This is a genomic window from Mesorhizobium sp. M0601, from assembly GCF_040320845.1.
Lineage (GTDB): Bacteria > Pseudomonadota > Alphaproteobacteria > Rhizobiales > Rhizobiaceae > Mesorhizobium.
The window spans coordinates 44,996-71,545 of sequence record NZ_JAMYQK010000004.1; the positions used below are offsets into that span (position 1 = coordinate 44,996).

Genomic DNA, 26,550 nt, shown 5'->3' on the forward strand with positions numbered 1-26,550 from the left:
CGATCAGGATATCGCCAGGCCAAATCCCTGCATCAGCCGGCGCGTCGGAAAATCGGCGCTGTTCGAGGTGAAGAATGCAAGGTCGGCGCCTTCCGGCAGTGCCTCTCTGCGATAGCGGGCCTCGGTATCGGCAAGCAGCGACAGCGCCCGGCGTGCGATCGCCTCGGCCGGGTCGAGCCAGTCGACCGGCCACGGTGCTGTCTTGCGCATGCGGTTGGCCAAAAACGGATAATGGGTGCAGGCAAGCACGACGATGTCGGTGCGCAGCCCGTCATGCTCGACGAAGCACGGCGCGATCTCGGCGCGCACGGCGTCCTCGTCGACAAAGCCATCGCGCATATAGGCTTCGGCCAATCCCGCCAGCTTGTCGCTGCCGACCAGGCGGACATGGCATTTCTGCGCCCATTTGCTGATCAGGTCGCGCGTGTACTGGCGCTTGACGGTGCCGGGCGTAGCCAGCACCGAAACCAGGCCTGAGCGCGTGCGTTCCGCCGCCGGCTTGATGGCCGGCACGGTGCCGACGAAAGGGTGGCCGGGAAACCTCTCGCGCAAGGCATCGATGACCAGCGTCGAGGCAGTGTTGCAGGCGATGACCGAGATGGCCGGCGAAAACCGGTCGAGCAGCCTGGCGAACAACTCCAGGATATGTGTTCTCAGCGCCGGTTCCTCCCAGCCGCCGAAGGGGAACGCCGCGTCGTCGGCGACATAGATGAAGCGGCGGTCAGGCATCAGCACGCGCGCCTCACGCAGCACGGTGAGGCCGCCAATGCCGGAATCGAACATCAGGATCGGACGGGCGCTCGATGGATCGGTCATTGTCATTGAGTCACTAAGGGCTGGGAATCACTAAGGGCTGGGAATCACAAACGAGATCACGGGGGAAGGCCCGGCCCATGCTTTCTGCTTCGGCCAATGATGCTTTATCCCGGCCGCTTCTATGTGGAAGCATCATGGCCTTGATGCGGCGAGCCGGTCACACAAGGCCGCGCTTGCCGAAGCCGCCGGGCCGCGGCCGGCCGTTCGCCGGAGATGCAGGTTGAGATGCAGGGTTCGACGGCACCGGCGCGGCCCGCGTGGCGTAGGCTGGAGCCAGGGCCGTCGCGCCGGCGGCTGACGCTGAATGGAGCGCGGCGGCGCCGCGCAGCGGCCCGGGCGGGTCGAAATCGTCGAAACTCAGGGATGACGCCATATCCGCAGAGCCACCGCCCGCCGGCTTGCCCGCCAAGATGACGACCCACAGCCCGACAAGAGCCAATCCCAGCAGGTTAAGGCCGGAATGCGAATCTTCGCCGTCGAATTTTACGACAAGAACAGTGCCGGCCTGCAGGATCGCGAACAGCGTCGAGAACACGATATACGACCAAAGGATCCAACCCGACCCTTGCGCGTCGCGGCTTCGACGCCAGGCGAAATTCGCGCGGAACAGAACGATCACCAGCGAGGTAACGAGAACAGCCGCGGCCAGCCCTTCCCTGGAAGGACCGGGTTTCGAATTGGCCAAACCCTCGAAGCCGACGGTCCCCACGACGCACAGCACGAATGTCACGATTTCCGCAACCAGCAAGGCCGCGGAATAGAAGAAAAAGCGAAGACGCCCGATATTTGAATTGAACATCGAAAGGATCCATCGTTTTCCAGACAATGGATCACACCAAATAACATTCGGTTACTGGTGAGGTATGGGTCGTTCCGAGGCTAGTCTTTGTCTGTCGCCCTGCCAGCGCGCCGGGCCGCCGCCGGGAGCCGCCTTGGATCGTCGCCGGGCGATCCGTCGCCGCGCGGCATGGCCGGCGAGAACCTGTCCAGCGATGATAGTATGCCGCGCAGCACCTTGAGCTCCGGCTCAGCAAAGCCGGGGCGGGTCAGCACTGCACGCAAATTGTCGACCATCTTCGGCTTCTTCGCTGCCGGGCGGAAATAGCCGCGCGCCTCCAGTGCACCTTCCAGATACGCCAACAGGCCGTGCAATTCTTCCTTGGCAGCCGGCGGCATTTCGGGGCCAGAGAAGTTGGTCCTGGTCTCGTCTTCCAGGCCGGACTTCATCCATTCATAGGACATCAGCAGGGCAGCCTGGGCGATGTTGAGCGAGGAGAAGGCTGGATCGACGGGGAAAGTGACGATCTCGTCGGCAAGGCCGACCTCGTCATTATAGAGGCCGAAGCGCTCGCGGCCGAACAGGATGCCGGTGCGCTGGCCGGCCCGCTGCCGCGCGCGCAGCGCCCTGCCCGCCTCGACCGGACCGCGCACCGGCTTGAAATTGTCGCGCGCGCGCGCCGTGGTGGCGAAGACGAAGTTCAAATCGGCAATCGCCGAGGCGAGGTCATCGAACACCGTGACTGCATCGATGACGTGGTCGGCGCGGCTTGCGGCGGCACGCGCCTTCTCGCTCGGCCAGCCGTCGCGCGGATTGACGAGCCGCAGCTCGGTAAGGCCGAAATTGGCCATGGCGCGCGCAACCATGCCGATATTCTCGCCGAGCTGCGGCTCGACCAGGATGATCGCCGGTCCGGACGCTGGAGTTCCGGAGGCAAGAGGGGTGGCGGGATCCTGGGTAGCGGCCATGGTTGTCAGTGAACTGCTGTTTGCGGCATTTCGCAGTCCCCTGCCACATTTGGCGGCGAAAATGAAGCTTTCGCAAGGAATGCCGACACTACGGCGCGGTTCGCCGTTTGCGCGGCCAAAAAGCCTTTGATATACGGGCCGCATCCCAGGGCCGGCGGCCGTGCGGGCAAGGCCGTTCCGTTCCCCAAAAGTGAGGCATTCTTTCCATGGCGAAGATCAAGGTGGCGAACCCGGTCGTCGAACTCGACGGCGACGAGATGACCCGCATCATCTGGCAGTTCATCAAGGACAAGCTGATCCACCCTTATCTCGACCTCAAGCTCGAATATTACGACCTCGGCATCGAGCACCGCGACGCCACCAACGACCAGGTGACCATCGATTCGGCCAATGCCATCAAGAAATACGGCGTCGGCGTGAAATGCGCGACGATCACGCCCGACGAGCAGCGCGTCGAGGAATTCAAGCTGAAGAAGATGTGGAAGTCGCCGAACGGCACCATCCGCAACATCCTCGGCGGCACCATCTTTCGCGAGCCGATCATCATGAAGAACGTGCCGCGGCTGGTGCCCGGCTGGACCAAGCCGATCATCGTCGGCCGCCACGCCTTCGGCGACCAGTACCGCGCCACCGACTTCCGCTTCCCCGGCAAGGGCAAGCTGACGATCAAATTCGTCGGCGAGGACGGCCAGGTGATCGAGCACGACGTCTTCGACGCACCCGGCGCCGGCGTCGCCATGGCCATGTACAATCTCGACGAATCGATCCGCGAATTCGCCCGCGCCTCCCTGAACTACGGCCTGCTGCGTAATTACCCCGTCTACCTCTCGACCAAGAACACCATCCTCAAAGCCTATGACGGACGCTTCAAGGACATCTTCCAGGAGGTCTACGAAGCGGAGTTCGAAGCAGAATTCAAAGCGAAGAAACTCTGGTACGAGCACCGGCTGATCGACGACATGGTGGCCTCGAGCCTGAAATGGTCGGGTGGCTATGTCTGGGCCTGCAAGAATTATGACGGCGACGTGCAGTCCGACACGGTGGCGCAAGGCTTCGGCTCGCTCGGCCTGATGACCTCGGTGCTGATGACGCCGGACGGCAAGACCGTCGAGGCGGAAGCCGCGCACGGCACCGTCACCCGCCACTATCGCCAGCACCAGAAGGGCGAGGAGACCTCGACCAATTCGATCGCCTCGATCTTTGCGTGGACGCGCGGCCTCGCGCACCGCGCCAAGCTCGACGACAATGCCGAACTGAGGCGCTTTGCCGAGACGCTGGAAAGGGTCTGCATCCAGACGGTCGAGTCCGGCTTCATGACCAAGGACCTGTCGCTGCTGATCGGCCCCGACCAGCCATGGCTTTCGACCACCGGCTTCCTCGACAAGATCGACGAGAATTTGCAGAAAGCGATGGCCTGAGCCCAACCGGCATGGGCAAGCCCGTCGTCTACGGCGCGGACTACAGCGTCTATGTACGCATCGTGCGGCTGGTGCTGGAGGAAAAGGGCGTCGGCTACGAGCTCGTGCCCGTCGACATCTTTGCCGCGGACGGCATTCCCGGCTGGTATTTCGAGCACCAGCCGTTCGGCCGCATCCCGGCCTTCGAGCATGACGGCTTTCGCCTCTACGAGACCGGCGCGATTGTCCGTTATGTCGACGAAGCCTTTGGCGGCCCGGCGCTGCAGCCGGTCGAAGCCCGGCCTCGAGCACGCCTGAACCAGATCACCGGCCTGCTCGACGCCTACGCCTACAGGACCATGGTCTGGGATGTCGCTGTCGAGCGGCTGGAAAAAACGTCGCCCGACGAAGCCGTGATCGCCAACGGGTTGCGGCAGGCAAGAACGGCATTGCAGGCGCTCTCCTCGCTGAAAGCTGAAGGGCCTTGGCTGTTGGGAACGGACCTGACGCTGGCCGACCTGCACGCCGCACCGATCATCGGCTATTTCGTCAAGGTCGCCGAGGGACAAGCCCTGCTGGCCGAGTTTGCCGAGATCCAGAATTGGTGGACCCGCATTGCGGCGCGTGCGAGCGTTGCCGGCAGGCTGACTTAACTCTCGAGCGCATTCATGGCCAAGCTCTCTCACCAGGACGCACTGACGGTGGCCAGAATAGTCAGAGTCAACCACGCCGGCGAGTACGGCGCGATCAGAATCTATTCGGCACAGATTCTTGTCGCGAAGCGTTTCTGGCCGGACTGCGTGCCGTCTTTGTCGGAGATGCTTGGGCACGAGCGCACCCATTGCGCGTCTTTCCATGCAGCCATGCCACTGCGAAATTCCCGACCGTGTCGCGTGATGCAATTCTGGAGCTGGGGCGGCTGGCTGCTGGGTTTCCTCACTGCCCTGCTCGGCCCGCAAGGCGTCTGGGCCTGCACCGCAGCTGTCGAAGCGGCGGTGCACCGCCATCTCGATGATCAGCTGTTCTTTCTCACCGGACGCGATCACGAGTTGCACGGCATCATCCTGTCCATCCGCGAAGAAGAGCTTGCCCATCTCCGTCACGCCGAAGAGCAGCTGACCTCGCCTGGACCGTTGCTGAACCGCCTGCGCGCAGCGATCTCCGTTACCACCGACTGCCTGATTTGGCTGTCGACCTGGGGGGACTCGACGCGAATGACGCGTGCCCTGAAGGCATCAAGGCATCTCTGATGAGCGCTATGCCGTTCTAGCGCCGCCTCTTTGGGGCCACTGCCCTGCGCCATCGGGCCGCCGCCCGGCCCAAACGCCATACCGTGATCTGGACACCTGGCTCAGGCGAAGCAGCCACCGAATTGGCAAGCCGCTCAATCGGGAAGGTAGATCTCCGCCTTCATGAAGGTCTTCGCACGGCCTGTGATCAGCACGCGATCTCCGGCCAGTTCGCATAGCAAATGCCCGCCGCGCTGCGAGCATTGGAATACCGACAGATGCGTCTTGCCGAGTTTTTCAGACCAGTAAGGCACCAGCGTCGCATGAATGGAGCCGGTTACCGGATCCTCGGGAATGCCCGCCCCAGGCACGAAGTAACGGGAGACGAAATCGTGGGCTCGCCCAGGCGCGGTAATAACCAGGCCGAGAGGATGAAAACGTCCGATCCTGAGCAGATCGGGAACGAAAGATCGCACGGTTGTCTCGTCGGCAAGCTCGACAAACAGGTTCTCGAAATTGCGGAAGCTCGCAACCGGCCGCTGAGGCAATATCGCTTGCAGCGCCGAGTCCAGCTCTTCCTCGACGGGCTGCGGCGGAAAACAAGGCAGATCGAGCTGATAGCCCCCTTCCCACCGGGAAACCCGCAGCTCGCCGACCCGGGTGGCGAAGGCCATTTCGCCCTGACCATTGTATTCCGTAGCCAGCACATGGGCGGCCGCAAGAGTGGCGTGGCCGCAGAAGTCGACTTCGTGGACCGGCGTGAACCAGCGCAAATCCCAACCTTTGCCATTCGGCCGCACAAACGCGGTTTCAGCAAGATTGTTTTCGTTGGCGATGGCCTGCATTACCTGCTCCGACAGCCATTCCTCTAAAAGGAGAACGGCGGCAGGGTTACCCTGGAAGGCCCGTTCGGCAAAGGCATCGACCTGATACATCGTCAGCGTCGGCATATCGGCCCTCAGAGATATCCGCTGGGCGGCGCGCCATTTCGGCCGTGCCGGCCCCGGTGCAGGTTCACGCCGCTTCGAGAGCCGCTTTCACCGCAGCGATCGCGTCTTCGGCCTTCGAGCCGTCCGGGCCGCCGGCCTGGGCCATATCGGGTCGCCCGCCGCCGCCTTGCCCGCCCAATGCCGCGGACGCGACGCGCACCAGATCGATGGCGTTGAAGCGGCCGGTCAGATCATCGGTGACGGCGACGACGACGCTCGCCTTGTTGTCCTCGCCGGCGCCGACAAAGACGACGATGCCGGAGCCGAGCGACTTCTTGCCGGCATCGGCCAACGGCTTAAGATCCTTTGGCGAGACGCCCGATACCGCCTTGCCGAGAAAACCGACACCGGCAATGGTTTCGTTTTCCGCCGGCACACCGGCTGGCGAGCGATCGCCCAGCGCCAGCTTCTTGCGCGCCTCTGTCAGCTCCTTTTCGAGCTTCTTGCGTTCGTCGAGCAGCGCCTCGACGCGGGCCGGCACATCGGCCGGCGAAATCCTCAGCGCGGCGGCGGCCGCCTTCAACCGCTTGTCCTGTTCGTCGAGATGCTTTCTGGCCGCCTCGCCGGTCAACGCCTCGATGCGGCGCACGCCGGCAGCGACCGCGCTGTCGGACAGGATGCGCACCAGGCCGATATCGCCGGTCGCCCTGACATGCGTGCCGCCGCATAGCTCGACCGAATAAGGCCGGTTGGCCTTGGCGCCATGCAAGCCCGTGCCCATCGAAACGACGCGCACTTCATCGCCATATTTCTCGCCAAACAGCGCCATGGCGCCTTCGGCAATGGCGTCGTCGACAGACATCAGCCGCGTGGTTACAGGGCCGTTCTGAACGACGATCTCGTTCGCCATGCGCTCTACCTCTTCGAGCTCGTCATGCGAGATCGGCTTGTTGTGGGAGATGTCGAAGCGCAGACGCTCGGGCGCAACCAGCGAGCCCTTCTGCGCCACATGGGTACCCAGCACCTCGCGCAGCGCCTCATGGATCAGATGCGTGGCGGAATGGTTCGCGCGCAGCCTGGTGCGACGCGCGTGGTCCACCTTCAGCTCGACGGTCGCGCCCGTCTTGACCGTGCCGTTAGCCACCCTGCCGAGATGGACGAAAAGCCCATCGGCCTTCTTCTGGGTATCGGATATCTCGATCGAGAACCCGTCGCCCGAAATGACGCCGGTATCGCCCATCTGGCCACCGGATTCGCCATAGAACGGCGTCTGGTTGACAACCACGGCAACGGCGTCGCCCTTGCCGGCGCTGTCGACGGTCTTGCCGTCCTTGACCAGCGCTTGGATGAGGCCTTCCGCCTGCTCGGTCTCATACCCCAGGAATTCGGTGGCGCCGGTCTCCTCACGCACCGCGAACCATATCGTCTCGGTTGCGGCCTCACCGGAACCAGCCCAGCTTTTGCGCGCCTCCGCCTTCTGCCGCTCCATCGCCTCGGTGAAGCCGGCAAGGTTGACCGAGATGTTGCGCTGGCGCAGCGCGTCCTGCGTCAGATCGAGCGGAAAGCCATAGGTGTCGTAGAGCTTGAACGCTGTCTCGCCATCCAGCATGTCGCCGGAGGCCAGCTTTTCCGTCGCCTCGGAAAGCAAGCCCAAGCCGCGCACCAGCGTCTTGCGGAAACGAGTTTCCTCAAGCTTCAGCGTTTCGGTGATCATCTGTTCGCCGCGCACCAGTTCCGGGTAGGCTTGGCCCATCTCGCGGACCAGTGCCGGCACCAGGCGCCACATCAGCGGATCGCGGGCGCCGAGCAACTGCGCGTGGCGCATGGCGCGGCGCATGATGCGACGAAGCACGTAGCCGCGTCCTTCGTTGGACGGCAGCACGCCGTCGGCGACCAGGAAGCAGGACGAACGCAAATGGTCGGCGATGACGCGGAACGATGCGACGGTGCCCGCATCCGGACCTTTGCCAAGCGCCGACGACGCAGCGTCGATCAGGTGGCGGAACAGGTCGGTTTCGAAGACGCTTTCAACGCCTTGCAGGATGGATGCCATGCGCTCGAGGCCCATGCCTGTGTCGATCGACGGACGCGGCAGGTCGACGCGCTCGTCCTTCGTCACCTGTTCGTACTGCATGAACACCAGGTTCCAGAATTCAAGGAAACGGTCGCCATCCTCCTCGGGGCTGCCAGGAGGGCCGCCCCAGATATGCTCGCCACGGTCGATGAATATCTCCGAACACGGCCCGCAAGGTCCAGTGTCGCCCATTGCCCAGAAATTGTCCGAAGTCGCGATGCGGATGATGCGATCGTCCGAAAGGCCGGCGATCTTCTTCCAGTACGAGGCCGCCTCGTCGTCGGTGTGGTAGACGGTGACCAGCAGCTTGTCCTTCTTCAGCCCGAACTCCCTGGTGATCAGGTTCCAGGCAAGCTCTATGGCCCGCTCCTTGAAATAGTCGCCGAAGGAGAAATTGCCGAGCATCTCGAAGAAGGTCAGGTGGCGCGCGGTGTAGCCGACATTGTCGAGGTCGTTGTGCTTGCCGCCGGCGCGAACACTCTTCTGGGCAGTCGTGGCGCGCGAATACGGCCGCTTCTCCAGACCGGTGAAAACGTTCTTGAACTGCACCATGCCGGCATTGGTGAACATCAGCGTCGGGTCGTTGCGCGGCACCAGCGGGCTTGACGCGACGACCTCGTGACCTTCCTTGCGAAAATAGTCGAGAAATGCCGACCGGATCTCGTTGACGCCACTCATGAATACTGCCTTTTCGAGAGAACCGCCGGCTGCCGGCGGAAAATAGACATGGCCTTTTAGCGGTCGCACCGCAGCCTGTCCAGAAACACCAAATGGTCTCAAATCCCGGCTTTCACCAGCGCCTTGAAATGCGTCTGCCTCGCCGTCAAACGCGAACCGCCGGCCATGGGCCGGCGGTTCGAAACGCATCGATTACGCAAACTCAAAATCAAAACATCAAATCGAAACCTGGCTGAGGCTCAGCGAGGCGTCGCTTGCCCTACATCACCCCAGCGTCGTCCTCGAAACCGTCGTCGCTGCTTTCGGAGCCGCCGTTCTCAAGGAATTTCTCAGCAATCAGCCCGGCATTCTGCCGTAGCGCCAGCTCGATCTCGCGCGCCGTGTCGGGATTGTCGCGCAGGAACAGTTTTGCGTTTTCGCGGCCCTGGCCAAGACGCTGCGAATTGTAGGAGAACCAGGCGCCCGACTTTTCGACCACGCCCGCCTTGACGCCGAGATCGACCAGCTCGCCGGTCTTCGAGACGCCCTCGCCATACATGATGTCGAACTCGACCACCTTGAAGGGCGGCGCCAGCTTGTTCTTGACGACCTTGACGCGGGTCTGGTTGCCGACGACCTCGTCGCGATCCTTGACCGAGCCGATGCGGCGGATGTCGAGGCGGACCGAGGCATAGAATTTCAACGCATTGCCGCCGGTCGTCGTCTCGGGCGAACCGAACATGACGCCGATCTTCATGCGGATCTGGTTGATGAAGATGACCATGGTGTTGGAGCGCGAGATCGAGGCGGTGAGCTTGCGCAGTGCCTGGCTCATCAGGCGGGCCTGCAGGCCGGGCAGCGAATCGCCCATCTCGCCTTCGATTTCCGCCCGCGGCGTCAACGCCGCCACCGAATCGACCACCAGCACGTCGATGGCGCCGGAGCGCACCAGCGTGTCGCAGATCTCCAGCGCCTGCTCGCCGGTATCGGGCTGCGAGATCAGCAGGTTTTCGAGATCGACGCCGAGCTTGCGGGCATAGACCGGGTCGAGCGCGTGCTCGGCATCGACGAAGGCGCAGATGCCGCCCTTCTTCTGGGCTTCGGCCACCGTGTGCAGCGCCAGCGTCGTCTTGCCCGAGCTTTCCGGCCCGTAGATCTCGACGATGCGGCCGCGTGGCAGGCCGCCGACGCCAAGCGCGATGTCCAGCCCAAGCGAGCCGGTCGGCACCGTTTCGATCTCGACGACCTGCTCGTTCGCGCCGAGCCGCATGATCGAGCCCTTGCCGAAGGCACGCTCGATTTGCGACAGCGCCGCATCCAGAGCCTTTGATTTATCCACCGCTTTGTCCTCTACAAGCCGCAAAGAATTCTGAGCCATGATACATCACCCCGTGGTCGTCAATGGAGGCCGGACAATCCCGCAATCCTTAAAAGAATGTACCTCATTTGTTCTCATTTGTCAATGAGCACCAAGGATTTGAAAAATAACGTATATCGCTATTTGTTCTATTTTTGTTTCGCAATTATCGCTTCCGATGTGTCTCGCCTCGCATGCGGCGCCGTTGCCGTCACCAACCGAATCGGACCCGCGATTGCGGGGTTCCGCCCGGCGACCTAGTCTCTCCGGGCAACAGCTAAAGGGCATTTTGACGGCATGATCAAATCCTCGACGATCCTGGCCGTGGGCGGCGCCTATATCGAGCGGCGCGGCCGGGTTGCCGGCGCCTTCGTGCCAGCAGCGTCTAATCCCGGCACGATGCGCGAGCATGTCGGCGGCGCCGTCTTTAACGCCTTGCGCTGTGCGGTGCGACGCGGCGCCTCGGCCTCGCTGCTTTCGGTACGCGGCGGCGATGCCCTGGGCGACACGGTCTTACGCGCCGTCACCGAGGCCGGCATTACCGACCTGTCGGCGGTGTTCCTCGACCGAGCAACGCCAAGCCATACGATGCTGATCGACAGCGACGGCGGGCTGATCGCCGGCCTTGCCGACATGGTGCTCTACGAGCTGGCGCTTCCCAAGCAGATCCGCCGCGCCAAGGTGCGGGAAGCGATCGGTTCGGCCGACGCGGTGCTGTGCGACGCCAACCTGCCGTCGACCGCGCTGGAGCGGCTGGCGGCACTCGCCGCCGGCAAGCCGGTGTTTGCGCTTGCGGTCTCGCCCAACAAAGCGGCGCGGCTGACGCCGGTGCTCGACCGTCTGGCGATGGCCTTCATGAACCGGCCCGAGGCCGGCGTGCTCGCCGGCGTCCAAATCGATCAAGGCATCGTCGACGGCCTGAGACGCGCCGGGCTGAAAAGCGGCGTGATCACCGCCGGCGACGAACCAGTGCTCGGTTTCGACGAATTGAGCGCGTTCTCGATCTCGCCACCGCCGCTGCAAAAGCGGACCGATGCTGCCGGCGCCGGCGACGCATTGGCAGGCGCCACGATCGCTGCCCTGCTGCGCGGCCTGACGCTGCGCGCAGCGCTGCGCGAAGGCGTTGCCGCCGCGATGCTCGCCGACGAGCGCGCCGCCTTCACCAGCGCCAGCTTTGCCGAAGCGCTGGCGCTCGTGCCTGACGCGCGGGAGCTGGCATGAAGTGCGGCCCGGAATTGCCGAAGCATGACGCAGCCTATTTGCCGGCGCGCCGTCCTGCCTCGTAGGCGCGGCGCGCCCAGATCGCCATCTCGTCGGGATCGTCGAGCGCGCTGTCGGGAACGCTCCAATAGGGCATCGACACGAGCTTGCCGTGGCGCGAGCCGGTATAGGTCCATTGCCGGCAGCCGGCCGCTTCGAATTCCGGGGCGCTTTCGGCGTCGGCCTTCAGCATCAATTCGCCACCGATGACGATGGCGACGATGACGCCGTCGAAATAGATGCCCTTGCCGCCGAACAGCTTGCGGATACTGACCGGGCCGAGGCCTTCGAAAAGCTCTTCTATGCGCTCGTTGTCCATGCGGCGATCATGTCACCCGGATTTCCCCTTGTCATCGCCGCAACCGGCGCCATCCTGACAAAGTGCAAATCACTTTCGTCGGAGTTTCTCATGCCGCTTCTGCTCAAAGGGTCCTGCCGGTGCAATGCCGTGCGTTTCGAGGTGGAAAGCCACACGCCGGTGCCGTTCATGCTGTGCTACTGCTCGATCTGCCGCAAGCAGCAGGGCGGCGGCGGTTTTGCCATCAATCTCGGCGCCGATTACGAGACGCTGAAAATCCAGGGCAAGCGCCATCTCGGCGTCTACCGCGCCGAGATCGAGGACGACGAGCACCCGCAACGCGAGACCTCGACGGGCGAGCGGAACTTCTGCACGAAATGCGGGACGGCACTCTGGCTCTACGATCCGACCTGGCCGGAGCTGGTGCATCCGTTTGCCTCAGCGATCGACACAGACCTGCCAAAGCCACCGGAGAAGGTGCATCTGATGCTGAAATACAAAGCGAACTGGGTCGAGCCGGATATCGGCAAGGGCGACAAGGTTTTCGATGTCTACCCGGAGGAGTCGATCGCAGACTGGCACAAGCGAACAGGGATGTGGGTGGATTAGTTGCTCCCGGCCTTAGGTCGGTGCGTGAGAGCCACCCAGCGCTCTATCTGCGCCACATCCACCCCACTGCGTTGGGCCGCAACCAAGGGATGATCTGCATCAAGCAGAAACACCTTCGGACGCTGATCACCGGGCTGAAATACAACATTGGCATGCAGATGCAACGAGCCGGGATACTCAGGAATGTTGTGCATCAGATATCCAAAACAGAGTTCTTCTTCATACTGGCCACTGTCGTATCCATCTCGGTATAGATTCCAGCTTTTTTCCGAGACCGACATCCATACGCCGAAACAGAACTCGCTGGATAGCTGAGGCACTGGCAGAGGCAGCAAGCAACGAACAAACCGATCTGTTACCCCCGACGCACGGCGCACCTCGCAGAAATCTTCATTCTTGCGAAAGGTCGCTCGAGCGGCATCGTCAAGCGTGTCCGTGTCCACGGGCGCACCGAACGCCATATCTGTTGGAAGCCCGGTATATTCCTGACCGCAACAGGCACACCGCCAGCGATATGCCTCGGCACTCATCACCAGAGACGCTAAGCCGCGCTTGCTTCGCGCGCCTCGGCCAGTGCCTTCAGATCGGCCGGCTTCAATTCGACCGATTCGCCGCAGCCGCAGGCCGAACTCTGGTTCGGATTGCGGAAGGTGAAGCCGGTGCGCAGCGTCGTCTGCTCGAAGTCCATCTCGGTGCCGAACAGGAAAAGTGCCGCCTCCGGCGCGACATAGACATGGGCGCCGTCGCGCTCGATATGGTCGTCCTTGGCGTTGGGCTCGGTCACTAGGTCGACCGTATATTCCATGCCGGCGCAGCCGCCCTTCTTGATGCCAAGGCGAATGCCATGCGCATTCTCACGGGTCGCAACGATCTCGCGCACCCGGTCGGCGGCCTTTTCGGTCATCGTGATGACGGCAAAGCGTCCCATATTTTCCTTCTCCATTGCGCGCAGGTTCAAGGCCTGCCGAATGATTCCTCACCTAAAATGGTGAAGTTTTGTACCCGGCGCAAGTGCGCCAGCCTCTGGCTGGTTCGGATGCTAGTACCACCCAACCGCCACCTGCGCCTCTTCCGACATGCGGTCGGGCGACCAGGGCGGATCGAAGGTCATGTTGACCTCGACGCCGGAGACGCCTTCGACGGCGCCGACGGCGTTTTCGACCCAGCCCGGCATTTCGCCGGCCACCGGGCAGCCCGGCGCGGTCAGCGTCATGTCGATCTTGACCGAGCGGTCGTCCTCGATGTCGATCTTGTAGACCAGGCCGAGCTCGTAGATGTCGGCCGGGATTTCCGGGTCGTAGACCGTCTTCAACGCCGAGACGATGTCGTCGGTCAGCCGCGCCAGTTCGTCGGCGGGGATTGTCGATCCGGAAACCGCCGCATCGGTCATCGCTTCCGAATTGGTCTCGGCGGTGTGGCTGGCATCATCCATGATCGTCACCCGAAGAATTTTCGCGCTTTTTCCAGCGCATCGGCCAAAGCATCGACTTCGGCCCTGGTATTATACATGCCGAACGACGCCCTGCATGTGGATGTTACGCCGAAGCGTTTCAACAGCGGCTGGGCGCAATGCGTGCCGGCGCGGACCGCCACGCCCTGCCGGTCGATGACCATCGACACGTCATGGGCATGGATGCCCTGCAGCTCGAACGAGATGATGGCGCCCTTGCCGGGCGCATCGCCGAAGATGCGCAGCGAGTTGATGGCGCGCAACCGCTGATGCGCATAGTCCTTCAGATCGGCCTCGTGCGCGGCGATGCGCTCGCGGCCGATCTTTTCCATGTATTCGAGCGCGGCACCAAGCCCGATTGCCTGCACGATCGGCGGCGTGCCGGCCTCGAAACGGTGCGGCGGATCGTTGTAGGTGACGATGTCTTGCGTCACCTCCTCGATCATCTCGCCGCCGCCCATGAACGGGCGCATGCGCTCCAGAATATCCTTCTTGCCATAGAGCACGCCGATGCCCGACGGGCCATAGACCTTGTGGCCGGTGAAGACGAAGAAATCGCAGTCGAGATCCTGCACGTCGATCGGCATATGCACGGCGCTCTGGCTGCCGTCGACCAGCACCGGAATGCCGCGCGCGTGCGCGATGCGCACGATCTCCTTCATCGGCGTCACCGTGCCCAGCGCATTCGACATGTGGGTTATGGCGACCAGTTTTGTCCGGTCGGTCAGCCGCTTTTCGAATTCCTCGATGTGAAAAACGCCGAGATCGTCGACCGGTACCCAGACCAGCTTCGCGCCCTGCCGCTCGCGGATGAAATGCCACGGCACGATGTTGGAATGATGCTCCATGATCGACAGCACGATCTCGTCGCCTTCGCCGATGTTCGGCATGCCGAAACCATAGGCGACCGTGTTGATCGCCGCCGTGGTATTCGAGGTGAAGACGATGTTGTCGGTGCTCGGTGCGTTGAGGAATCGGCGCACCGTCTCGCGAGCCTTCTCATAGGCGTCGGTCGCGGCATTCGACAGGAAATGCAGGCCACGATGGACGTTGGCATATTCCTGGGAATAGGCGTGCTGGATAGCGTCGAGCACCGCCTGTGGCTTCTGCGCCGAGGCGCCATTGTCGAGATAGACCAGCGGTTTGCCGTAGACTTGCCGCGACAGGATCGGGAAGTCGCGGCGGATCGCCTCGACGTCGTAGGGGATGTTTTCGACTTTCTGGTCCATCTCGAAGTCCTTGCCGCGCTGCCGCGTTCCTTCCAACACCCCTCATCCGTCTTGGCGCTTCGCGCCAATCCACCTTCTCCCACAAGGGGAGAAGGAGAGGCGCATTTCCTTCTCCCCTTGTGGGAGAAGGTGGCCGAGCGAAGCTCGGTCGGATGAGGGGTGCTGGCCGAAGCGCCGGCCCTCATCCACTTTACCCGTGCGCCACGAACCAGTTGTCGAGTCTCGCTTCCAGCGCCTCGACGATGGCCTCGTCGTCCAGTTCCTCGATCACCTCGGCGACGAAGGCCTTGACCAGCAGGCCGCGCGCGGTCTTCTCGTCGATGCCGCGCGCCATCAGGTAGAACAGATGGCTGTGGTCGATCTCGGTGACGGTCGCGCCATGGCCGCAGACGACGTCGTCGGCGAAGATTTCGAGTTCCGGCTTGGTCGAGAACTCGCCGTCATCCGACAGAAGCAGCGTGTTGCAGGCCATCTTGGCGTTGGTCTTCTGCGCATATTGGTGGACGTTGATGCGGCCCTGGAAGACGCCGCGCGCCTTGCCGGTCACCACATTGCGGATGACTTCGGTCGAGGCGGTATGCGGTACGGCGTGGTCGAGCACCATAGTAACGTCGGTATGGGTATCGCCGGCGAGCAGATTGATGCCGCGCAAGGTGAATTCGGCGCCCTCGCCGGTCGTCTTCACAACGACCTCCTGGCGGACAAGCTTGCCGCCGGCATTCATGACGAACAGCGTCAGTTTCGAATGCTTGCCGAGATGCGCCTTGAACTGGGCGAGATGCGTCGCCGTATCCGGCTGCTCCTGCACGACCAGCCATGTCACTTCGGCGCCCTCGCCAAGCACAAGCTGGCTGACCGAACTGACCAGCGCCGCCCCCTCGCCTGCCTGGCGCTCGACGACGACAGCTTTGGCGCCGGCACCGACACGGACGGCCAGGCGTACATGCGTCTGTCCACCGGCCTGCAAATTCTGCAATTCGATCGGCTTTTCCAGTTGGGCACCGTCGGCGATGTCGACGAAATAGCCGTCGGCGACAAAGGCGGTGTTGAGCGCGCCGATGGCATCGTCGCTGCCATAGGAATCCAGCCCCGGGGCGATGCTGCCGTCGGTCAGCTTCTCCGACAGGCGCTGCACGGCAACGCCTTTGATACCGGGCAGTTTCGTACTCGACACGCCGTTCAGCACCGGCAAAACGCTGGAGCCTTCGACGATCGGCGCAATGGCTTTCGCAACCGCTGCCGGATCGAAGTCCGGCACCGAGATCAGCAGCCGGCGCAGGTCCGTATAGTGCCAGGATTCGATGCGCCGCGTCGGCAGGCCGCCCTTGATCGCCTCAATGGCGTCGTCGCGCTTCAGCATCACCGCGCCGTCGCCAGGCAGCAGCGACAGCCGCTCGCCAAAGGCGTCGATCAGCGCCGTTTCGGCTAATGTCCGCTGGGGTGTCGTGTGCATATTCATCAGTATCGCCTTGTTTGGCTTGCCTTCCGGGCCCGCTTGCATCTCACGCGGCTTGCCCGATCACGCCGGCATAGCCATTGGCCTCGAGGTCGAGCGCCAGCGACTTGTCGCCCGACTTGATCACCTGGCCCCTGTAGAGCACGTGCACCGTATCCGGGACGATGTATTGGAGCAGGCGCTGGTAGTGGGTTATGACGACAATGGCCCTATCCGGCGAGCGCAGCGTGTTGACGCCGTCCGCGACGATCTTCAGCGCGTCGATATCGAGACCGGAATCGGTCTCGTCGAGGACACACAGCTTCGGCTCGAGCAGCTTCATCTGCAGGATCTCGGCGCGCTTCTTCTCGCCGCCGGAAAAGCCGACATTGAGCGGCCGCTTCAGCATCGCCATGTCCATGTTGAGCGAGGCGGCAGCTTCCTTTACGCGCTTGAGAAATTCCGGGATCTTCAGCGGTTCCTGGCCACGCGCCTTGCGCTGCTCGTTCATCGCCACTTTCAGGAATTCCATCGTCGCCACCCCCGGTATCTCCATCGGATACTGGAAAGCGAGAAAGATGCCGGCGGTTGCGCGCTCGGCTGGATCCATTTCGAGGATCGACTGGCCGTTATAGAGGATGTCGCCCTCGGTGACCTCATAATCCTCGCGCCCGGCGAGGATATAGGACAGCGTCGATTTCCCCGAGCCGTTCGGCCCCATGATCGCGGCGACCTCGCCGGCTCTGACCGTCAGGTTCAGGCCGCGAATGATCTCGGTGCCGTCGTCGACGATACGGGCATGGAGGTTTTTTATCTCAAGCATTTTTTGCAGTCTTTCAGTCGTATTGGATCGTGGCGTTAGCCGCTGAATGAATGTGTTACGTCAATCTCGCCTTCATGGACTCGTGCCCTCCTCAGACCAGAGGCCGGACCCGTCAATAAAGCCGAGCGCTTCCTTCCCGCCGCAGCCGAACCGACGTTTTACCGAACGCCGCGCGTCCAAACGCGAAACGCCCGACGCCCGCTGACTGCTAAGAAATTTTTCAACTTCGTCAGATGTCACGACCAAATCACGAGCCGGCTGGAGTTCGAGCCCATACCGTCCGCGAATCTCCTTGATCGTCTTAATCGGGTCTTCCCCACGAGCATTCTGTTCGCGCACAAACTCCTGCGCGTCGGTATGTGGGGATACGTCTCTGTCAACAAGGTTCATGGCGACGTTACTACCCTACGCTCCCTTCAAGGCTGATCCCGATCAGCTTCTGCGCCTCGACGGCGAATTCCATCGGCAGCTGCTGGATGACGTCCTTGACGAAGCCGTTGACGATCAGCGCGATCGCCTCTTCTTCGGGGATGCCGCGCTGCATGACGTAGAACTTCTGGTCCTCTGAAATCTTCGAGGTGGTGGCCTCGTGCTCGAACTGCGCGGTCGAATTCTTGGCTTCCATGTAGGGCACGGTGTGTGCGCCGCACTGATCGCCGATCAGCAGGGAATCGCAATTGGTGAAGTTGCGGGCGTTGGTCGCCTTGCGGTGCGCCGAGACCTGGCCGCGATAGGTGTTCTGGGAATAGCCGGCAGCGATGCCCTTGGAGATGATGCGGCTCGACGTGTTCTTGCCCAAATGGATCATCTTGGTGCCGCTGTCGACCTGCTGGTAGCCGTTCGAGACGGCGATCGAATAGAACTCACCGCTGGAATCGTCGCCGCGCAGGATGCAGCTCGGATATTTCCAGGTGATGGCCGAGCCGGTCTCGACCTGCGTCCACGAAATCTTCGAGCGATGGCCGCGGCAGTCGCCGCGCTTGGTGACGAAATTATAGATACCGCCCTTGCCTTCGGCGTCGCCGGGATACCAGTTCTGCACCGTCGAATATTTGATTTCGGCGTCATCGAGCGCGATCAGCTCGACCACCGCGGCATGAAGCTGGTTCTCGTCGCGCTGCGGCGCCGTGCAGCCTTCCAGATACGAGACGTAAGCCCCCTCCTCGGCGATGATCAGCGTGCGCTCGAACTGGCCGGTGTTCTTCTCGTTCATGCGGAAATAGGTCGACAGTTCCATCGGGCAGCGCACGCCCTTGGGCACGAAGACGAAGGAGCCGTCGGTGAACACGGCCGAATTCAGCGTTGCGTAGAAATTGTCGGAGGTCGGCACGACTGAGCCGAGATATTTCTTCACCAGTTCCGGATGCTCGCGGATGGCTTCCGAGATCGAGCAGAAGATGACGCCGGCCTGCGCCAGTTCCTTCTTGAAAGTGGTGACGACAGAGACGGAATCGAACACCGCATCGACGGCGACGCGGCCCGACTTGTAGACGTTGTCGCTGGCTTCCTCGAGCTCCGACGCATCGGTCTTCTGCACGCCGGCGAGGATTTCCTGTTCCCTGAGCGGAATGCCGAGCTTCTCATAAACCTTCAGCAGTTCGGGATCGACCTCGCTGAGCGAAGTCGGCCCCGGCGTGCTCTTGGGCGCGGCGTAATAGTGGAGGTCCTGGAAATCGATTTTAGGATAGTGGACGCGCGCCCATTTCGGCTCGTCCAGCGTCACCCAGCGGCGATAGGCTTCCAGGCGCCATTCCAGCATCCAGGATGGCTCGTCCTTCTTCGCCGAAATGAAGCGGATAATGTCTTCGCTCAGGCCCTTGGGGGCCTTGTCCATCGCGATTTCGGTCTGGAATCCGTATTTATACTGGTCGACATCGATCTTTCGAACTCGATCGATCGTCTCCTGCACAGCAGGCATCAGCGTTCTCCATCCACGCCGGGGTCAAGGCCCGGCAGTTTTCAAACTATGGCACCGCAAACGAGCACCCATCAGGCACCCGAGGCGGCGTAAGTTTCATATAGTGCGTTCATGCCGGAAATTCACCCGGCCAAATTCGAACGCTCGGCTCTACCAGGCCGCAAGGCCCTACATTTCGTCTGCCGCGCTCAGGCGGCTCGTTCCCTGCTTGCCTTTTCCTTGCCGGCTTGCCGCGCGACGATCGTCGCCAGCGCCGAACGGAACAGCTCAATGTCTTCGGCGCTGGTCGCGTGGCCGATGGACACGCGCAACGCGCCGAGGCCGTCACCGTAACCCATCGCTTTCAGCACATGGCTCGGGCCGACCTTGCCCGACGAACAGGCCGATCCCGCCGACAGCGCCACACCGGCCAGGTCGAAGGCAATCTGCGCCGTCTCGGCCTTGATGCCGGCAATAGCGAAGAATGTCGTATTGGCAAGCCTTGGCGCGCCGGTCCCGAAGATTTCGGCGTCCGGAACAAGCGTTTTCACGATCGCCTCGATTTCGTCGCGACGCTGCCGCACCGTTTCGATCGTTTGCAAGCCGGCAGACGCCTCTCGCGCCGCCGCGCCAAACCCGGCAATCGCCGCCAGGTTTTCGGTGCCGCCGCGATGGCCTTTTTCCTGGCCACCGCCGCTGACCAGCGGCTTTGGCATCATCAGGTCCGACGCCGCGACCATGGCGCCGACGCCCTTGGGTCCGCCGATCTTGTGCGACGAGAGAATCAGATAATCTGCGTAACCCGCTGACATATCGAGCGGAATGCGGCCGGCCGCCTGCACCGCATCGACAACCAGGATGCCACCCGCCGCCTTGACGATTTCGGCAATGCGGCCAACCGGCTGGATCACGCCGGTCTCGTTGTTGGCGGCGTGTATCGCCACCAGCGGCAAGCCTTCGGCCTTGTCATGCTGGGCGAGAGCCTCGGCCAAAACGTCAAGCCTGACGACGCCGTCGGTGTCGACGCCGATCCGTGTCACCTGCGCCGCTGGGAAACGCCCGCCGTTCAGCAGGCAAGGATGATCGGCCTCGGACACATAGAGCCGGCTCATACGGACAGCGCCGCGCCCCATCTGCCAGTCCGGCGTCAGCAGCGTCGAGGCCGCTTCCGTCGCGCCGGAGGTGAATACGACATGCTCGGCCCTGGCGTTGACCAGTCGCGCCACGTCGCGCCTGGCGTCCTCGATCAGCCGCCGTGCAGCGCGGCCCTCGGCATGAACCGAGGACGGGTTGGCGGCAACGTCGAGCGCAGCCACCACCGCCGCGCGCGCCGAGGCAAGTAGCGGCGCGCTGGCGTTGTAGTCGAGGTAGGCACGTGCTCCGGCCATTTCCGTCCAACTGGTCCCTTCAAAAGCCGTTCCGCGAAGATAGCGCGTTATTTCCTTGAAATTGCAAGGCAAGACGTCCTATTTACGCGGCTTGCGGCGCGGGTGGCCGAGCCACAATTTTTGGCCGCCCAGTTTTGAACAATTCTAAACTAGCTTCTAGAAAGACGCTCGCCCTGCGTCAAGGCCAGAGGAAAAGTTGTTCCGGGCGCCGCGCAATTTATGCCAAGTGGAGTATTTCATGCCTGAGGTCATTTTCACCGGTCCGGCCGGCCGTCTGGAGGGTCGCTATCAGCCCTCGAAGGAAAAGAGCGCGCCGATTGCCATCGTCCTGCACCCGCACCCCCAGTTCGGCGGGACGATGAACAACAAGATCGTCTATGACCTCTTCTACATGTTCCAGAAGCGCAATTTCACCACGCTGCGCTTCAATTTCCGCGGCATCGGCCGCAGCCAGGGCGAGTTCGACCACGGCACCGGCGAATTGTCCGACGCCGCCGCGGCGCTCGACTGGGTGCAGTCGCTGCATCCGGATTCCAAGAGCTGCTGGGTTGCCGGCTATTCGTTCGGCTCGTGGATCGGCATGCAGCTTCTGATGCGCCGGCCGGAGATCGAGGGCTTCATCTCGGTCGCGCCGCAGCCCAATACCTATGATTTCTCGTTCCTGGCGCCATGCCCGTCGTCCGGCCTGATCATCCACGGCGACGCCGACAAGGTCGCGCCGCCCAAGGACGTGCAGGGCCTGGTCGACAAGCTGCACACGCAAAAGGGCATTACCATCACCCAGAAGACCCTGCCCGGCGCCAACCATTTCTTTGCCAACCATGCGGAGCTTCTGATCGAGGAATGCGCGGACTATCTGGATCGCCGGCTGGCCGGGGAACTGTCCGACCCACGGCCGAAGCGGCTGAGATAATCGGCGATGTACCAACCGCCTCACTTCCAGGAAACACGGCCGGACGTCCTGCACGGGCTGATCCGGGCGCATCCGCTTGGCCTGCTGGTGTCGAACGGCGTCGAGGGGCCGGTCGCCAACGCGATTCCCTTTCTTCTTGACGCGGATGTGCCCCCGAACGGCAGGCTGCGCGCCCATTTGGCCAAAGCCAATCCGCAATGGCGGCTTTTGGCCGACAATCCCCCGGCGCCGGTGCTGGTCGTCTTCCAGGGCGCCGATGCCTATGTGACGCCGTCCTGGTACGAGACCAAGCGTGAAACCGGCAAGGTGGTACCGACCTGGAACTACGCCATCGTCCAGGTGCGCGGCAGCGTCACGGTGATCGAAGACCAGGATTGGCTGGCCGAGCAGATTTCCGATCTGACGATGTCGCAGGAGGGCAGCCGCTCGGCGCCGTGGGCGGTGACCGACGCGCCGGCGCCCTTCATCCAGTCACAGATCAAGGGCATCGTCGGCCTGGAGATCGAAATCACCGAAATCAGCGGCAAATGGAAAGTCAGCCAGAACCGCCCGGCCGCCGACCGCGTCGGTGTCGCCGAGGGGCTCGAGAGCGAGACTGCCGATTCGGCCGACATGGTCCGGCTGGTAAAGTCTTACGGCGGGCTGGACGGCAAGTAATCCGGATTGCTTGCTCGACCGGTTCAGGCCGGTGGCGGGTTCAATCGACCTTGGTCATCGCCGCCTTGCGCTCGTTGGCGATCAGCCAGAGATTGCGGATATAGATCAACAGGCCCATGGCCTGGCCGGCGATGAACACCGGATCCTGACGCTGGATGGCGTAGATCAGCAGCAGGCCGCCGCCGAACAGCGAAAAGAACCAGAAGGCGATCGGCACGACGCTGCGCTTGGCCTTTTCCGACGCCACCCACTGCACCAGAAAGCGCATGGTGAAGAAGAACTGGGCGACGAAGCCGAGCAGAACCCAGGCATCGAATTGCTTGACGAAAACATCGTGAAGCCAGGTCGCCAATTCCTGAAGCACGTTACCCATGCCTGATTTCCTCTACTTTGGGCATTCTGCGGCGCCTGCGGCGCAGCCACCAGACGCCGGCAAGATCGAGCACGCCCTGCAGGCCGCGATCGAAGATGCCGTAATTCGATTTGCCGTGACGGCGGGAGCGGTCGACGACATCGCAATGGACGACGCGGTAGCCCTCCTGGATGACCAGCGCCGGAACAAAGCGGTGGGTGCCGTCGAAGAACGGCAATTTCCGCAAAATGTCGGTGTAGATCGCCTTGAGGCCGCAGCCGGTATCCCGCGTCTCGTCGTGCAGGATGGCTTTTCTCAGCCCGTTGGCGAAACGCGACGCCAGTTGCTTGATCTTGCTGTCGCGGCGCTTCAGACGCTGTCCCTGCGCGGCCCCGACTTCGGGACCAGCCTGCCGCAGCGCGTCGATCAAAACCGGGATGTAGCCGGGGTCGTTCTGGCCGTCGCCATCGATGGTGGCGACGATATCGCCGCGCGCCGCCCAGGCGCCTGAGCGCACCGAGAGCGACTGGCCGGCGGATTTTTCATGCCTGAGATGGCGCAGCGGAAACCGGCGAAGCGCTGCCTCTGCGGCAAGCACCGAAGGTGTATCGTCTGTCGAGCCGTCGTCGACGACAATGACCTCGAAGTCCCGCCCGGCCATGGCAGTGCCGATCTCGTCGAGCAGAAGCGGCAGGTTCGCCGCCTCGTTCCGGCAAGGAATGACGATGGATATCTCCGGCATCTCGACTCTGTCACAGGATATGGCATTCGATCGATGCCGCGCGGTCCAGTGGAAGAGCCCCGCTGGCGCGGCGCCTCATTACGCCAGCCGAAACAATGACGCAAGCAGGCCGCACGCTTGGGGTTCTCCCTTCTCCCCTTGTGGGAGAAGGTGGCCGCGCGAAGCGCGGTCGGATGAGGGGCGTTCCAGCTTGGCAACGACGGCACTCCGTCCAACACCCCTCAACCGTCTTGGCGCTGCGCGCCAATCCACCCCAAGGGGAGAAGGCAAGAGGGTGTCGCAAAACCGGATTCCACTTTTGCTGATCGCGCTTGAGTGCTAAACGCCCGCCTTCATGCATAGCCGAGCCGCGTTAGGCCGGAAGCTTTTCGGGAAAGAAAATGTCCGCCTTCAAATCCGATTTCCTGCGCACGATGAGCGAGCGCGGTTTCATCCACCAGACCTCGGACGATGCCGGCCTCGACCAGCTTTTCGCCACGGAAACGGTGAGCGCCTATATCGGCTTCGACGCCACCGCCAGGAGCCTGCATGCCGGGTCGCTGATCCAGATCATGATGCTTTACTGGCTGCAGCAGACCGGCCACCGGCCGATCGCGCTGATGGGCGGCGGCACCTCGATGATCGGCGATCCGTCGTTCAAGGACGAGGCGCGCAAGCTTTTGACGCCGCAGGACATCGAGGACAATCTCGCCGGCATCCGCCGCAACTTCACGCCCTACCTCAAATTTGGCGGCGGCCCCAACGACGCCGTCATGATCAACAATGCCGACTGGCTGATGGACATCAACTACGTCAATTTCCTGCGCGATGTCGGCCGGCATTTTTCGGTCAACCGCATGCTGGCCTTTGATTCGGTCAAGCTCCGGCTGGATCGCGAGCAGTCGCTGTCGTTCCTCGAATTCAACTACATGATCCTGCAGGCCTACGACTTCGTCGAGCTCTACAAGCGCCTCGGCTGCCGGCTGCAGATGGGCGGCTCCGACCAGTGGGGCAACATCGTCAACGGCATCGATCTCGGCCATCGTATGGAAGGCGCGCAGCTCTATGCGCTGACGACGCCGCTGCTCACCACCTCGTCCGGCGCCAAGATGGGCAAGTCGGCCTCGGGCGCGGTCTGGCTCGATGCGGAGATGCTGAGCCCGTACGAGTTCTGGCAATACTGGCGCAACACCGAGGATGCCGATGTCGGCCGTTTCCTGAAGCTCTACACGACCCTGCCACTCGCCGAGGTCGCACGCCTCGAACGGCTCGGCGGCTCGGAGATCAACGAAGCCAAGAAGATCCTCGCCACCGAAATCACCGCCATGCTGCATGGCCGCGAGGCGGCGGAGGAGGCCAGCGAAACGGCGCGTAAGACGTTCGAAGAAGGGGCGCTCGCCGAAACACTGCCAACCGTCGAGGTGGGCAGGACCGATCTTGAAGCCGGCGTCGGCATATTGTCGCTGTTCGTCACCGCCGGGCTGGCCGGGTCCAACGGCGAGGCACGGCGGCATATCCAGGGCGGCGCCGTGCGCCTCAACGACCAGCTCGTGGCCGACGATCGCAGGATGGTGACGCTGCAGGACCTTGGCCCGGAAAACGTCGCGAAGCTGTCGCTCGGCAAGAAGAAACACGTTCTGGTGCGGCCGGTCTGACCAGGGCCCGGTACTTCCTGTTAGATCTTTTCCGAAACCGGTTTCATCTTGCGGCGCTTACCTTCGGTTCGGAATCACCGCCGAGGTTAATCAGCTAGCTCCCGAGAATGGCTGAGGTGCCATTCGTCTCATCGATCGGATCGAGCAGGTAGCGCAAATAGCGGACGTTCTGCGGCGCTTCGATGAACGTCTTGTTCGAGGCACGGAAGCGGACTTGCGGCTTGGAGGCTTGGAGGCTTGGAGGCTTGGAATGTGAGAAGCGGACGTTCAGGCGCCCCCATGCATCGACGCGATCTGACCCATTCACGACAGTCGAAATCACGGTGAACGGGTCCGCTTGCGCCGGTAAAGCGAACGTACGACGTGCTACGAATCTCGCCTGGCTGGTCCTGGGCGGACCAGAGGAGCTAACGTCTATGCTATAGCCCTCCATGGCCCTCCTGAATCCCTGGGTTTGGACACCAGTTCGAGCGGAACGCCAGAGAGATGCCCTGAGGCGCTGCTGTCACGTGGGATGGCTGCCTCGCAGGCGCCGCCCTCCGATAGCTCATGGGCGGCTTGAGGCGGCGATCGCGGGATAGTCGGTATAGCCAGCGGAGCCGCCGCCATAGAGCGTCGCCGAGTTGAACTCCGTCAGCGGCGTGCGCGTCTTCAGCCGTTCCACAAGGTCGGGATTGGCGATGAACGGGCGCCCGAAGGCGAAGAGGTCCGCCTTGCCCTCGGCGAGCCGCGACGCCGCGAGGTTGAGGTCATAGCCGTTATTGGCGATATAGGTATTGTTGAAGCGGCGGCGGAGCGATCCGAAGTCGAACGGCGCGACTTCGCGCGATCCGCCCGTGGCGCCCTCGACGACATGGATATAGACGATGCCCAAAGCATCGAGTTGATCGACGATATAGTCGAACTGCGCCTGGGGGGCGCTGCTCGAGACGCCGTTGGCGGGCGAGACGGGCGAAATCCGGATGCCGGTGCGCTCTGCGCCGATCTCCTCGACCACCGCAGTCGCAACCTCCAGCATCAGCCGGGCGCGGTTCTCGACCGATCCGCCATAAGCATCCGTGCGGACATTGGCACCGTCCTTGGCGAACTGGTCCAGCAGATAGCCGTTGGCGCCATGAATCTCGACGCCATCGAAGCCGGCCTCAATGGCGTTCGCGGCTGCTTGCCGGAAATCGTTGACGATCCCCGCAAGCTCGTCGAGCGCCAGCGCGCGGGGCTCCGAAACCTCGACAAAGCCGTTGTTCACGAACGTCTTGGTCGCGGCCCGGATTGCCGAGGGCGCGACGGGCGCGGCGCCGTTCTCCTGCAGATCGACGTGCGAGACGCGGCCGACTTGCCAGAGCTGCAGGAAAATCCGCGCGTCCTTGGCGTGCACCGCGGTCGTGACCTTTCGCCAGCCGTCGATCTGAGCCTGAGAATAGATGCCGGGCGTGTCCTGGTAACCTTGTCCCTGCCGCGAGATCTGCGTGGCCTCGGAGATCAGCAGGCCGGCGGAGGCCCGCTGGCCGTAATACTCGGCGGCAAGGTCGCCCGGAACGAAGCCCGGGCCAGCGCGATTGCGCGTGAGGGGCGCCATGACGATACGATTGGAGAGCGTCAGCGAGCCGAGAGAATAAGGCTCAAAAAGTGCTTTGTTGGTCATAGGTCACCTTGTTTGT

General features: G+C 62.7%; 27 protein-coding genes. 8 read left to right on the forward strand and 19 right to left on the reverse strand.

Annotated features, from left to right (window positions below; all coding sequences use genetic code 11):
- Positions 1-3: 3 nt before the first annotated feature.
- The 3 genes from murI to NKI41_RS05965 form a co-directional block, all read right to left on the reverse strand.
- Positions 4-816 (reverse strand): glutamate racemase, encoded by an 813-nt coding sequence (gene murI / locus NKI41_RS05955; RefSeq protein WP_352681936.1) that lies wholly within the window; start codon positions 814-816, stop codon positions 4-6.
- A 157-nt stretch (positions 817-973) separates the two neighbouring features.
- Positions 974-1,615 (reverse strand): DUF805 domain-containing protein, encoded by a 642-nt coding sequence (locus NKI41_RS05960; RefSeq protein ID WP_352681938.1) that lies wholly within the window; start codon positions 1,613-1,615, stop codon positions 974-976.
- An 80-nt stretch (positions 1,616-1,695) separates the two neighbouring features.
- Positions 1,696-2,562 carry an RNA methyltransferase gene (locus tag NKI41_RS05965; RefSeq protein WP_352681941.1) on the reverse strand — a complete coding sequence of 289 codons (867 nt, stop codon included), beginning with the start codon at positions 2,560-2,562 and terminating at the stop codon, positions 1,696-1,698.
- A 206-nt stretch (positions 2,563-2,768) separates the two neighbouring features.
- Between NKI41_RS05965 and NKI41_RS05970 the strand changes: the two genes are divergently transcribed.
- From NKI41_RS05970 to NKI41_RS05980, 3 genes are read left to right on the forward strand one after another with little or no spacing between them, the layout of a single operon-like run.
- The gene (locus NKI41_RS05970; protein ID WP_292659842.1) at positions 2,769-3,980 is read left to right on the forward strand and encodes an NADP-dependent isocitrate dehydrogenase; all 1,212 of its coding nucleotides are present in this window, start codon (positions 2,769-2,771) and stop codon (positions 3,978-3,980) included.
- A gap of 11 nt (positions 3,981-3,991) precedes the next feature.
- The gene (locus NKI41_RS05975; RefSeq protein WP_352681943.1) at positions 3,992-4,612 is read left to right on the forward strand and encodes a glutathione S-transferase family protein; all 621 of its coding nucleotides are present in this window, start codon (positions 3,992-3,994) and stop codon (positions 4,610-4,612) included.
- Between the two features lie 15 nt (positions 4,613-4,627).
- Positions 4,628-5,209 carry a demethoxyubiquinone hydroxylase family protein gene (locus NKI41_RS05980; protein WP_352681945.1) on the forward strand — a complete coding sequence of 194 codons (582 nt, stop codon included), beginning with the start codon at positions 4,628-4,630 and terminating at the stop codon, positions 5,207-5,209.
- A gap of 134 nt (positions 5,210-5,343) precedes the next feature.
- Here NKI41_RS05980 and NKI41_RS05985 read toward each other — a convergent pair whose 3' ends face one another.
- The 3 genes from NKI41_RS05985 to recA all read right to left on the reverse strand — a co-directional run bounded on the left by NKI41_RS05985 (position 5,344) and on the right by recA (position 10,226).
- On the reverse strand, positions 5,344-6,138 hold the full coding sequence (locus NKI41_RS05985) for a PhzF family phenazine biosynthesis protein (protein WP_352681947.1): 795 nt from the start codon (positions 6,136-6,138) through the stop codon (positions 5,344-5,346).
- A gap of 64 nt (positions 6,139-6,202) precedes the next feature.
- The gene (alaS, locus tag NKI41_RS05990; RefSeq protein ID WP_352681949.1) at positions 6,203-8,869 is read right to left on the reverse strand and encodes an alanine--tRNA ligase; all 2,667 of its coding nucleotides are present in this window, start codon (positions 8,867-8,869) and stop codon (positions 6,203-6,205) included.
- Between the two features lie 259 nt (positions 8,870-9,128).
- Complete coding sequence (gene recA / locus NKI41_RS05995) at positions 9,129-10,226, reverse strand: recombinase RecA (RefSeq protein ID WP_023674696.1); 1,098 nt, start codon at positions 10,224-10,226, stop codon at positions 9,129-9,131.
- 276 nt (positions 10,227-10,502) lie between these two features.
- Here recA and NKI41_RS06000 point away from each other — a divergent pair, with 276 nt between their 5' ends.
- Positions 10,503-11,426: a PfkB family carbohydrate kinase gene (locus NKI41_RS06000; protein WP_352681951.1), complete on the forward strand. Its 924-nt coding sequence runs from the start codon at positions 10,503-10,505 to the stop codon at positions 11,424-11,426.
- Between the two features lie 34 nt (positions 11,427-11,460).
- Here NKI41_RS06000 and NKI41_RS06005 read toward each other — a convergent pair whose 3' ends face one another.
- Positions 11,461-11,784 (reverse strand): TfoX/Sxy family protein, encoded by a 324-nt coding sequence (locus tag NKI41_RS06005; protein ID WP_352681953.1) that lies wholly within the window; start codon positions 11,782-11,784, stop codon positions 11,461-11,463.
- 90 nt (positions 11,785-11,874) lie between these two features.
- Between NKI41_RS06005 and NKI41_RS06010 the strand changes: the two genes are divergently transcribed.
- The gene (locus tag NKI41_RS06010) at positions 11,875-12,372 is read left to right on the forward strand and encodes a GFA family protein (protein ID WP_352458423.1); all 498 of its coding nucleotides are present in this window, start codon (positions 11,875-11,877) and stop codon (positions 12,370-12,372) included.
- Here the strand turns inward: NKI41_RS06010 and NKI41_RS06015 are convergent.
- The 9 genes from NKI41_RS06015 to NKI41_RS06055 all read right to left on the reverse strand — a co-directional run bounded on the left by NKI41_RS06015 (position 12,369) and on the right by NKI41_RS06055 (position 20,594).
- Positions 12,369-12,902 carry a DUF2199 domain-containing protein gene (locus NKI41_RS06015; protein WP_352681955.1) on the reverse strand — a complete coding sequence of 178 codons (534 nt, stop codon included), beginning with the start codon at positions 12,900-12,902 and terminating at the stop codon, positions 12,369-12,371. The two genes, NKI41_RS06010 and NKI41_RS06015, sit on opposite strands and share 4 nt — an antisense overlap.
- Before the next feature lie 11 nt (positions 12,903-12,913).
- Positions 12,914-13,300: a Fe-S cluster assembly scaffold SufA gene (gene sufA / locus NKI41_RS06020; RefSeq protein ID WP_352681957.1), complete on the reverse strand. Its 387-nt coding sequence runs from the start codon at positions 13,298-13,300 to the stop codon at positions 12,914-12,916.
- A gap of 111 nt (positions 13,301-13,411) precedes the next feature.
- Positions 13,412-13,804 (reverse strand): SUF system Fe-S cluster assembly protein, encoded by a 393-nt coding sequence (locus tag NKI41_RS06025; RefSeq protein ID WP_352681959.1) that lies wholly within the window; start codon positions 13,802-13,804, stop codon positions 13,412-13,414.
- Between the two features lie 5 nt (positions 13,805-13,809).
- Positions 13,810-15,051: a cysteine desulfurase gene (locus tag NKI41_RS06030; RefSeq protein ID WP_352682159.1), complete on the reverse strand. Its 1,242-nt coding sequence runs from the start codon at positions 15,049-15,051 to the stop codon at positions 13,810-13,812.
- 190 nt (positions 15,052-15,241) lie between these two features.
- Complete coding sequence (gene sufD, locus NKI41_RS06035) at positions 15,242-16,510, reverse strand: Fe-S cluster assembly protein SufD (protein ID WP_352681961.1); 1,269 nt, start codon at positions 16,508-16,510, stop codon at positions 15,242-15,244.
- Between the two features lie 43 nt (positions 16,511-16,553).
- Complete coding sequence (sufC, locus tag NKI41_RS06040; RefSeq protein ID WP_352681963.1) at positions 16,554-17,309, reverse strand: Fe-S cluster assembly ATPase SufC; 756 nt, start codon at positions 17,307-17,309, stop codon at positions 16,554-16,556.
- 72 nt (positions 17,310-17,381) lie between these two features.
- Positions 17,382-17,699: a hypothetical protein gene (locus tag NKI41_RS06045; protein ID WP_352681965.1), complete on the reverse strand. Its 318-nt coding sequence runs from the start codon at positions 17,697-17,699 to the stop codon at positions 17,382-17,384.
- Positions 17,700-17,709: 10 nt separating this feature from the next.
- On the reverse strand, positions 17,710-19,227 hold the full coding sequence (gene sufB / locus NKI41_RS06050; RefSeq protein WP_352681967.1) for a Fe-S cluster assembly protein SufB: 1,518 nt from the start codon (positions 19,225-19,227) through the stop codon (positions 17,710-17,712).
- A 188-nt stretch (positions 19,228-19,415) separates the two neighbouring features.
- On the reverse strand, positions 19,416-20,594 hold the full coding sequence (locus tag NKI41_RS06055) for a cysteine desulfurase family protein (protein ID WP_352614114.1): 1,179 nt from the start codon (positions 20,592-20,594) through the stop codon (positions 19,416-19,418).
- Positions 20,595-20,832: 238 nt separating this feature from the next.
- Here NKI41_RS06055 and NKI41_RS06060 point away from each other — a divergent pair, with 238 nt between their 5' ends.
- Together NKI41_RS06060 and NKI41_RS06065 are read left to right on the forward strand one after the other, a co-directional pair.
- Positions 20,833-21,507 carry an alpha/beta hydrolase gene (locus NKI41_RS06060; protein ID WP_023674683.1) on the forward strand — a complete coding sequence of 225 codons (675 nt, stop codon included), beginning with the start codon at positions 20,833-20,835 and terminating at the stop codon, positions 21,505-21,507.
- Positions 21,508-21,513: 6 nt separating this feature from the next.
- On the forward strand, positions 21,514-22,164 hold the full coding sequence (locus tag NKI41_RS06065; RefSeq protein WP_352614115.1) for an FMN-binding negative transcriptional regulator: 651 nt from the start codon (positions 21,514-21,516) through the stop codon (positions 22,162-22,164).
- Between the two features lie 40 nt (positions 22,165-22,204).
- Here NKI41_RS06065 and NKI41_RS06070 read toward each other — a convergent pair whose 3' ends face one another.
- Complete coding sequence (locus NKI41_RS06070) at positions 22,205-22,537, reverse strand: lipid-A-disaccharide synthase N-terminal domain-containing protein (protein WP_023674681.1); 333 nt, start codon at positions 22,535-22,537, stop codon at positions 22,205-22,207.
- Complete coding sequence (locus NKI41_RS06075) at positions 22,530-23,258, reverse strand: glycosyltransferase family 2 protein (protein WP_352474713.1); 729 nt, start codon at positions 23,256-23,258, stop codon at positions 22,530-22,532. Before NKI41_RS06075 ends, NKI41_RS06070 begins: the two co-directional genes overlap by 8 nt.
- Before the next feature lie 380 nt (positions 23,259-23,638).
- Between NKI41_RS06075 and tyrS the strand changes: the two genes are divergently transcribed.
- Positions 23,639-24,892, forward strand: coding sequence for a tyrosine--tRNA ligase (tyrS, locus tag NKI41_RS06080; protein ID WP_352681969.1), 1,254 nt, complete (start codon positions 23,639-23,641; stop codon positions 24,890-24,892).
- Positions 24,893-25,439: 547 nt separating this feature from the next.
- Here tyrS and NKI41_RS06085 read toward each other — a convergent pair.
- A complete protein-coding gene (locus tag NKI41_RS06085; RefSeq protein WP_352681971.1) occupies positions 25,440-26,534 on the reverse strand; it encodes an alkene reductase in 1,095 nt (364 codons plus the stop codon).
- Positions 26,535-26,550 lie beyond the last annotated feature (16 nt).

What these genes read in the sequence shown, in the direction of transcription:
- murI (WP_352681936.1), bottom strand. Translation starts at nt 816, where the DNA reads ATGACCGATCCATCGAGCGCCCGTCCGATCCTGATGTTCGATTCCGGC.
- NKI41_RS05960 (WP_352681938.1), bottom strand. Translation starts at nt 1,615, where the DNA reads ATGTTCAATTCAAATATCGGGCGTCTTCGCTTTTTCTTCTATTCCGCG.
- NKI41_RS05965 (WP_352681941.1), bottom strand. Translation starts at nt 2,562, where the DNA reads ATGGCCGCTACCCAGGATCCCGCCACCCCTCTTGCCTCCGGAACTCCA.
- NKI41_RS05970 (WP_292659842.1), top strand. Translation starts at nt 2,769, where the DNA reads ATGGCGAAGATCAAGGTGGCGAACCCGGTCGTCGAACTCGACGGCGAC.
- NKI41_RS05975 (WP_352681943.1), top strand. Translation starts at nt 3,992, where the DNA reads ATGGGCAAGCCCGTCGTCTACGGCGCGGACTACAGCGTCTATGTACGC.
- NKI41_RS05980 (WP_352681945.1), top strand. Translation starts at nt 4,628, where the DNA reads ATGGCCAAGCTCTCTCACCAGGACGCACTGACGGTGGCCAGAATAGTC.
- NKI41_RS05985 (WP_352681947.1), bottom strand. Translation starts at nt 6,138, where the DNA reads ATGCCGACGCTGACGATGTATCAGGTCGATGCCTTTGCCGAACGGGCC.
- alaS (WP_352681949.1), bottom strand. Translation starts at nt 8,869, where the DNA reads ATGAGTGGCGTCAACGAGATCCGGTCGGCATTTCTCGACTATTTTCGC.
- recA (WP_023674696.1), bottom strand. Translation starts at nt 10,226, where the DNA reads ATGGCTCAGAATTCTTTGCGGCTTGTAGAGGACAAAGCGGTGGATAAA.
- NKI41_RS06000 (WP_352681951.1), top strand. Translation starts at nt 10,503, where the DNA reads ATGATCAAATCCTCGACGATCCTGGCCGTGGGCGGCGCCTATATCGAG.
- NKI41_RS06005 (WP_352681953.1), bottom strand. Translation starts at nt 11,784, where the DNA reads ATGGACAACGAGCGCATAGAAGAGCTTTTCGAAGGCCTCGGCCCGGTC.
- NKI41_RS06010 (WP_352458423.1), top strand. Translation starts at nt 11,875, where the DNA reads ATGCCGCTTCTGCTCAAAGGGTCCTGCCGGTGCAATGCCGTGCGTTTC.
- NKI41_RS06015 (WP_352681955.1), bottom strand. Translation starts at nt 12,902, where the DNA reads ATGAGTGCCGAGGCATATCGCTGGCGGTGTGCCTGTTGCGGTCAGGAA.
- sufA (WP_352681957.1), bottom strand. Translation starts at nt 13,300, where the DNA reads ATGGGACGCTTTGCCGTCATCACGATGACCGAAAAGGCCGCCGACCGG.
- NKI41_RS06025 (WP_352681959.1), bottom strand. Translation starts at nt 13,804, where the DNA reads ATGGATGATGCCAGCCACACCGCCGAGACCAATTCGGAAGCGATGACC.
- NKI41_RS06030 (WP_352682159.1), bottom strand. Translation starts at nt 15,051, where the DNA reads ATGGACCAGAAAGTCGAAAACATCCCCTACGACGTCGAGGCGATCCGC.
- sufD (WP_352681961.1), bottom strand. Translation starts at nt 16,510, where the DNA reads ATGAATATGCACACGACACCCCAGCGGACATTAGCCGAAACGGCGCTG.
- sufC (WP_352681963.1), bottom strand. Translation starts at nt 17,309, where the DNA reads ATGCTTGAGATAAAAAACCTCCATGCCCGTATCGTCGACGACGGCACC.
- NKI41_RS06045 (WP_352681965.1), bottom strand. Translation starts at nt 17,699, where the DNA reads ATGAACCTTGTTGACAGAGACGTATCCCCACATACCGACGCGCAGGAG.
- sufB (WP_352681967.1), bottom strand. Translation starts at nt 19,227, where the DNA reads ATGCCTGCTGTGCAGGAGACGATCGATCGAGTTCGAAAGATCGATGTC.
- NKI41_RS06055 (WP_352614114.1), bottom strand. Translation starts at nt 20,594, where the DNA reads ATGGCCGGAGCACGTGCCTACCTCGACTACAACGCCAGCGCGCCGCTA.
- NKI41_RS06060 (WP_023674683.1), top strand. Translation starts at nt 20,833, where the DNA reads ATGCCTGAGGTCATTTTCACCGGTCCGGCCGGCCGTCTGGAGGGTCGC.
- NKI41_RS06065 (WP_352614115.1), top strand. Translation starts at nt 21,514, where the DNA reads ATGTACCAACCGCCTCACTTCCAGGAAACACGGCCGGACGTCCTGCAC.
- NKI41_RS06070 (WP_023674681.1), bottom strand. Translation starts at nt 22,537, where the DNA reads ATGGGTAACGTGCTTCAGGAATTGGCGACCTGGCTTCACGATGTTTTC.
- NKI41_RS06075 (WP_352474713.1), bottom strand. Translation starts at nt 23,258, where the DNA reads ATGCCGGAGATATCCATCGTCATTCCTTGCCGGAACGAGGCGGCGAAC.
- tyrS (WP_352681969.1), top strand. Translation starts at nt 23,639, where the DNA reads ATGTCCGCCTTCAAATCCGATTTCCTGCGCACGATGAGCGAGCGCGGT.
- NKI41_RS06085 (WP_352681971.1), bottom strand. Translation starts at nt 26,534, where the DNA reads ATGACCAACAAAGCACTTTTTGAGCCTTATTCTCTCGGCTCGCTGACG.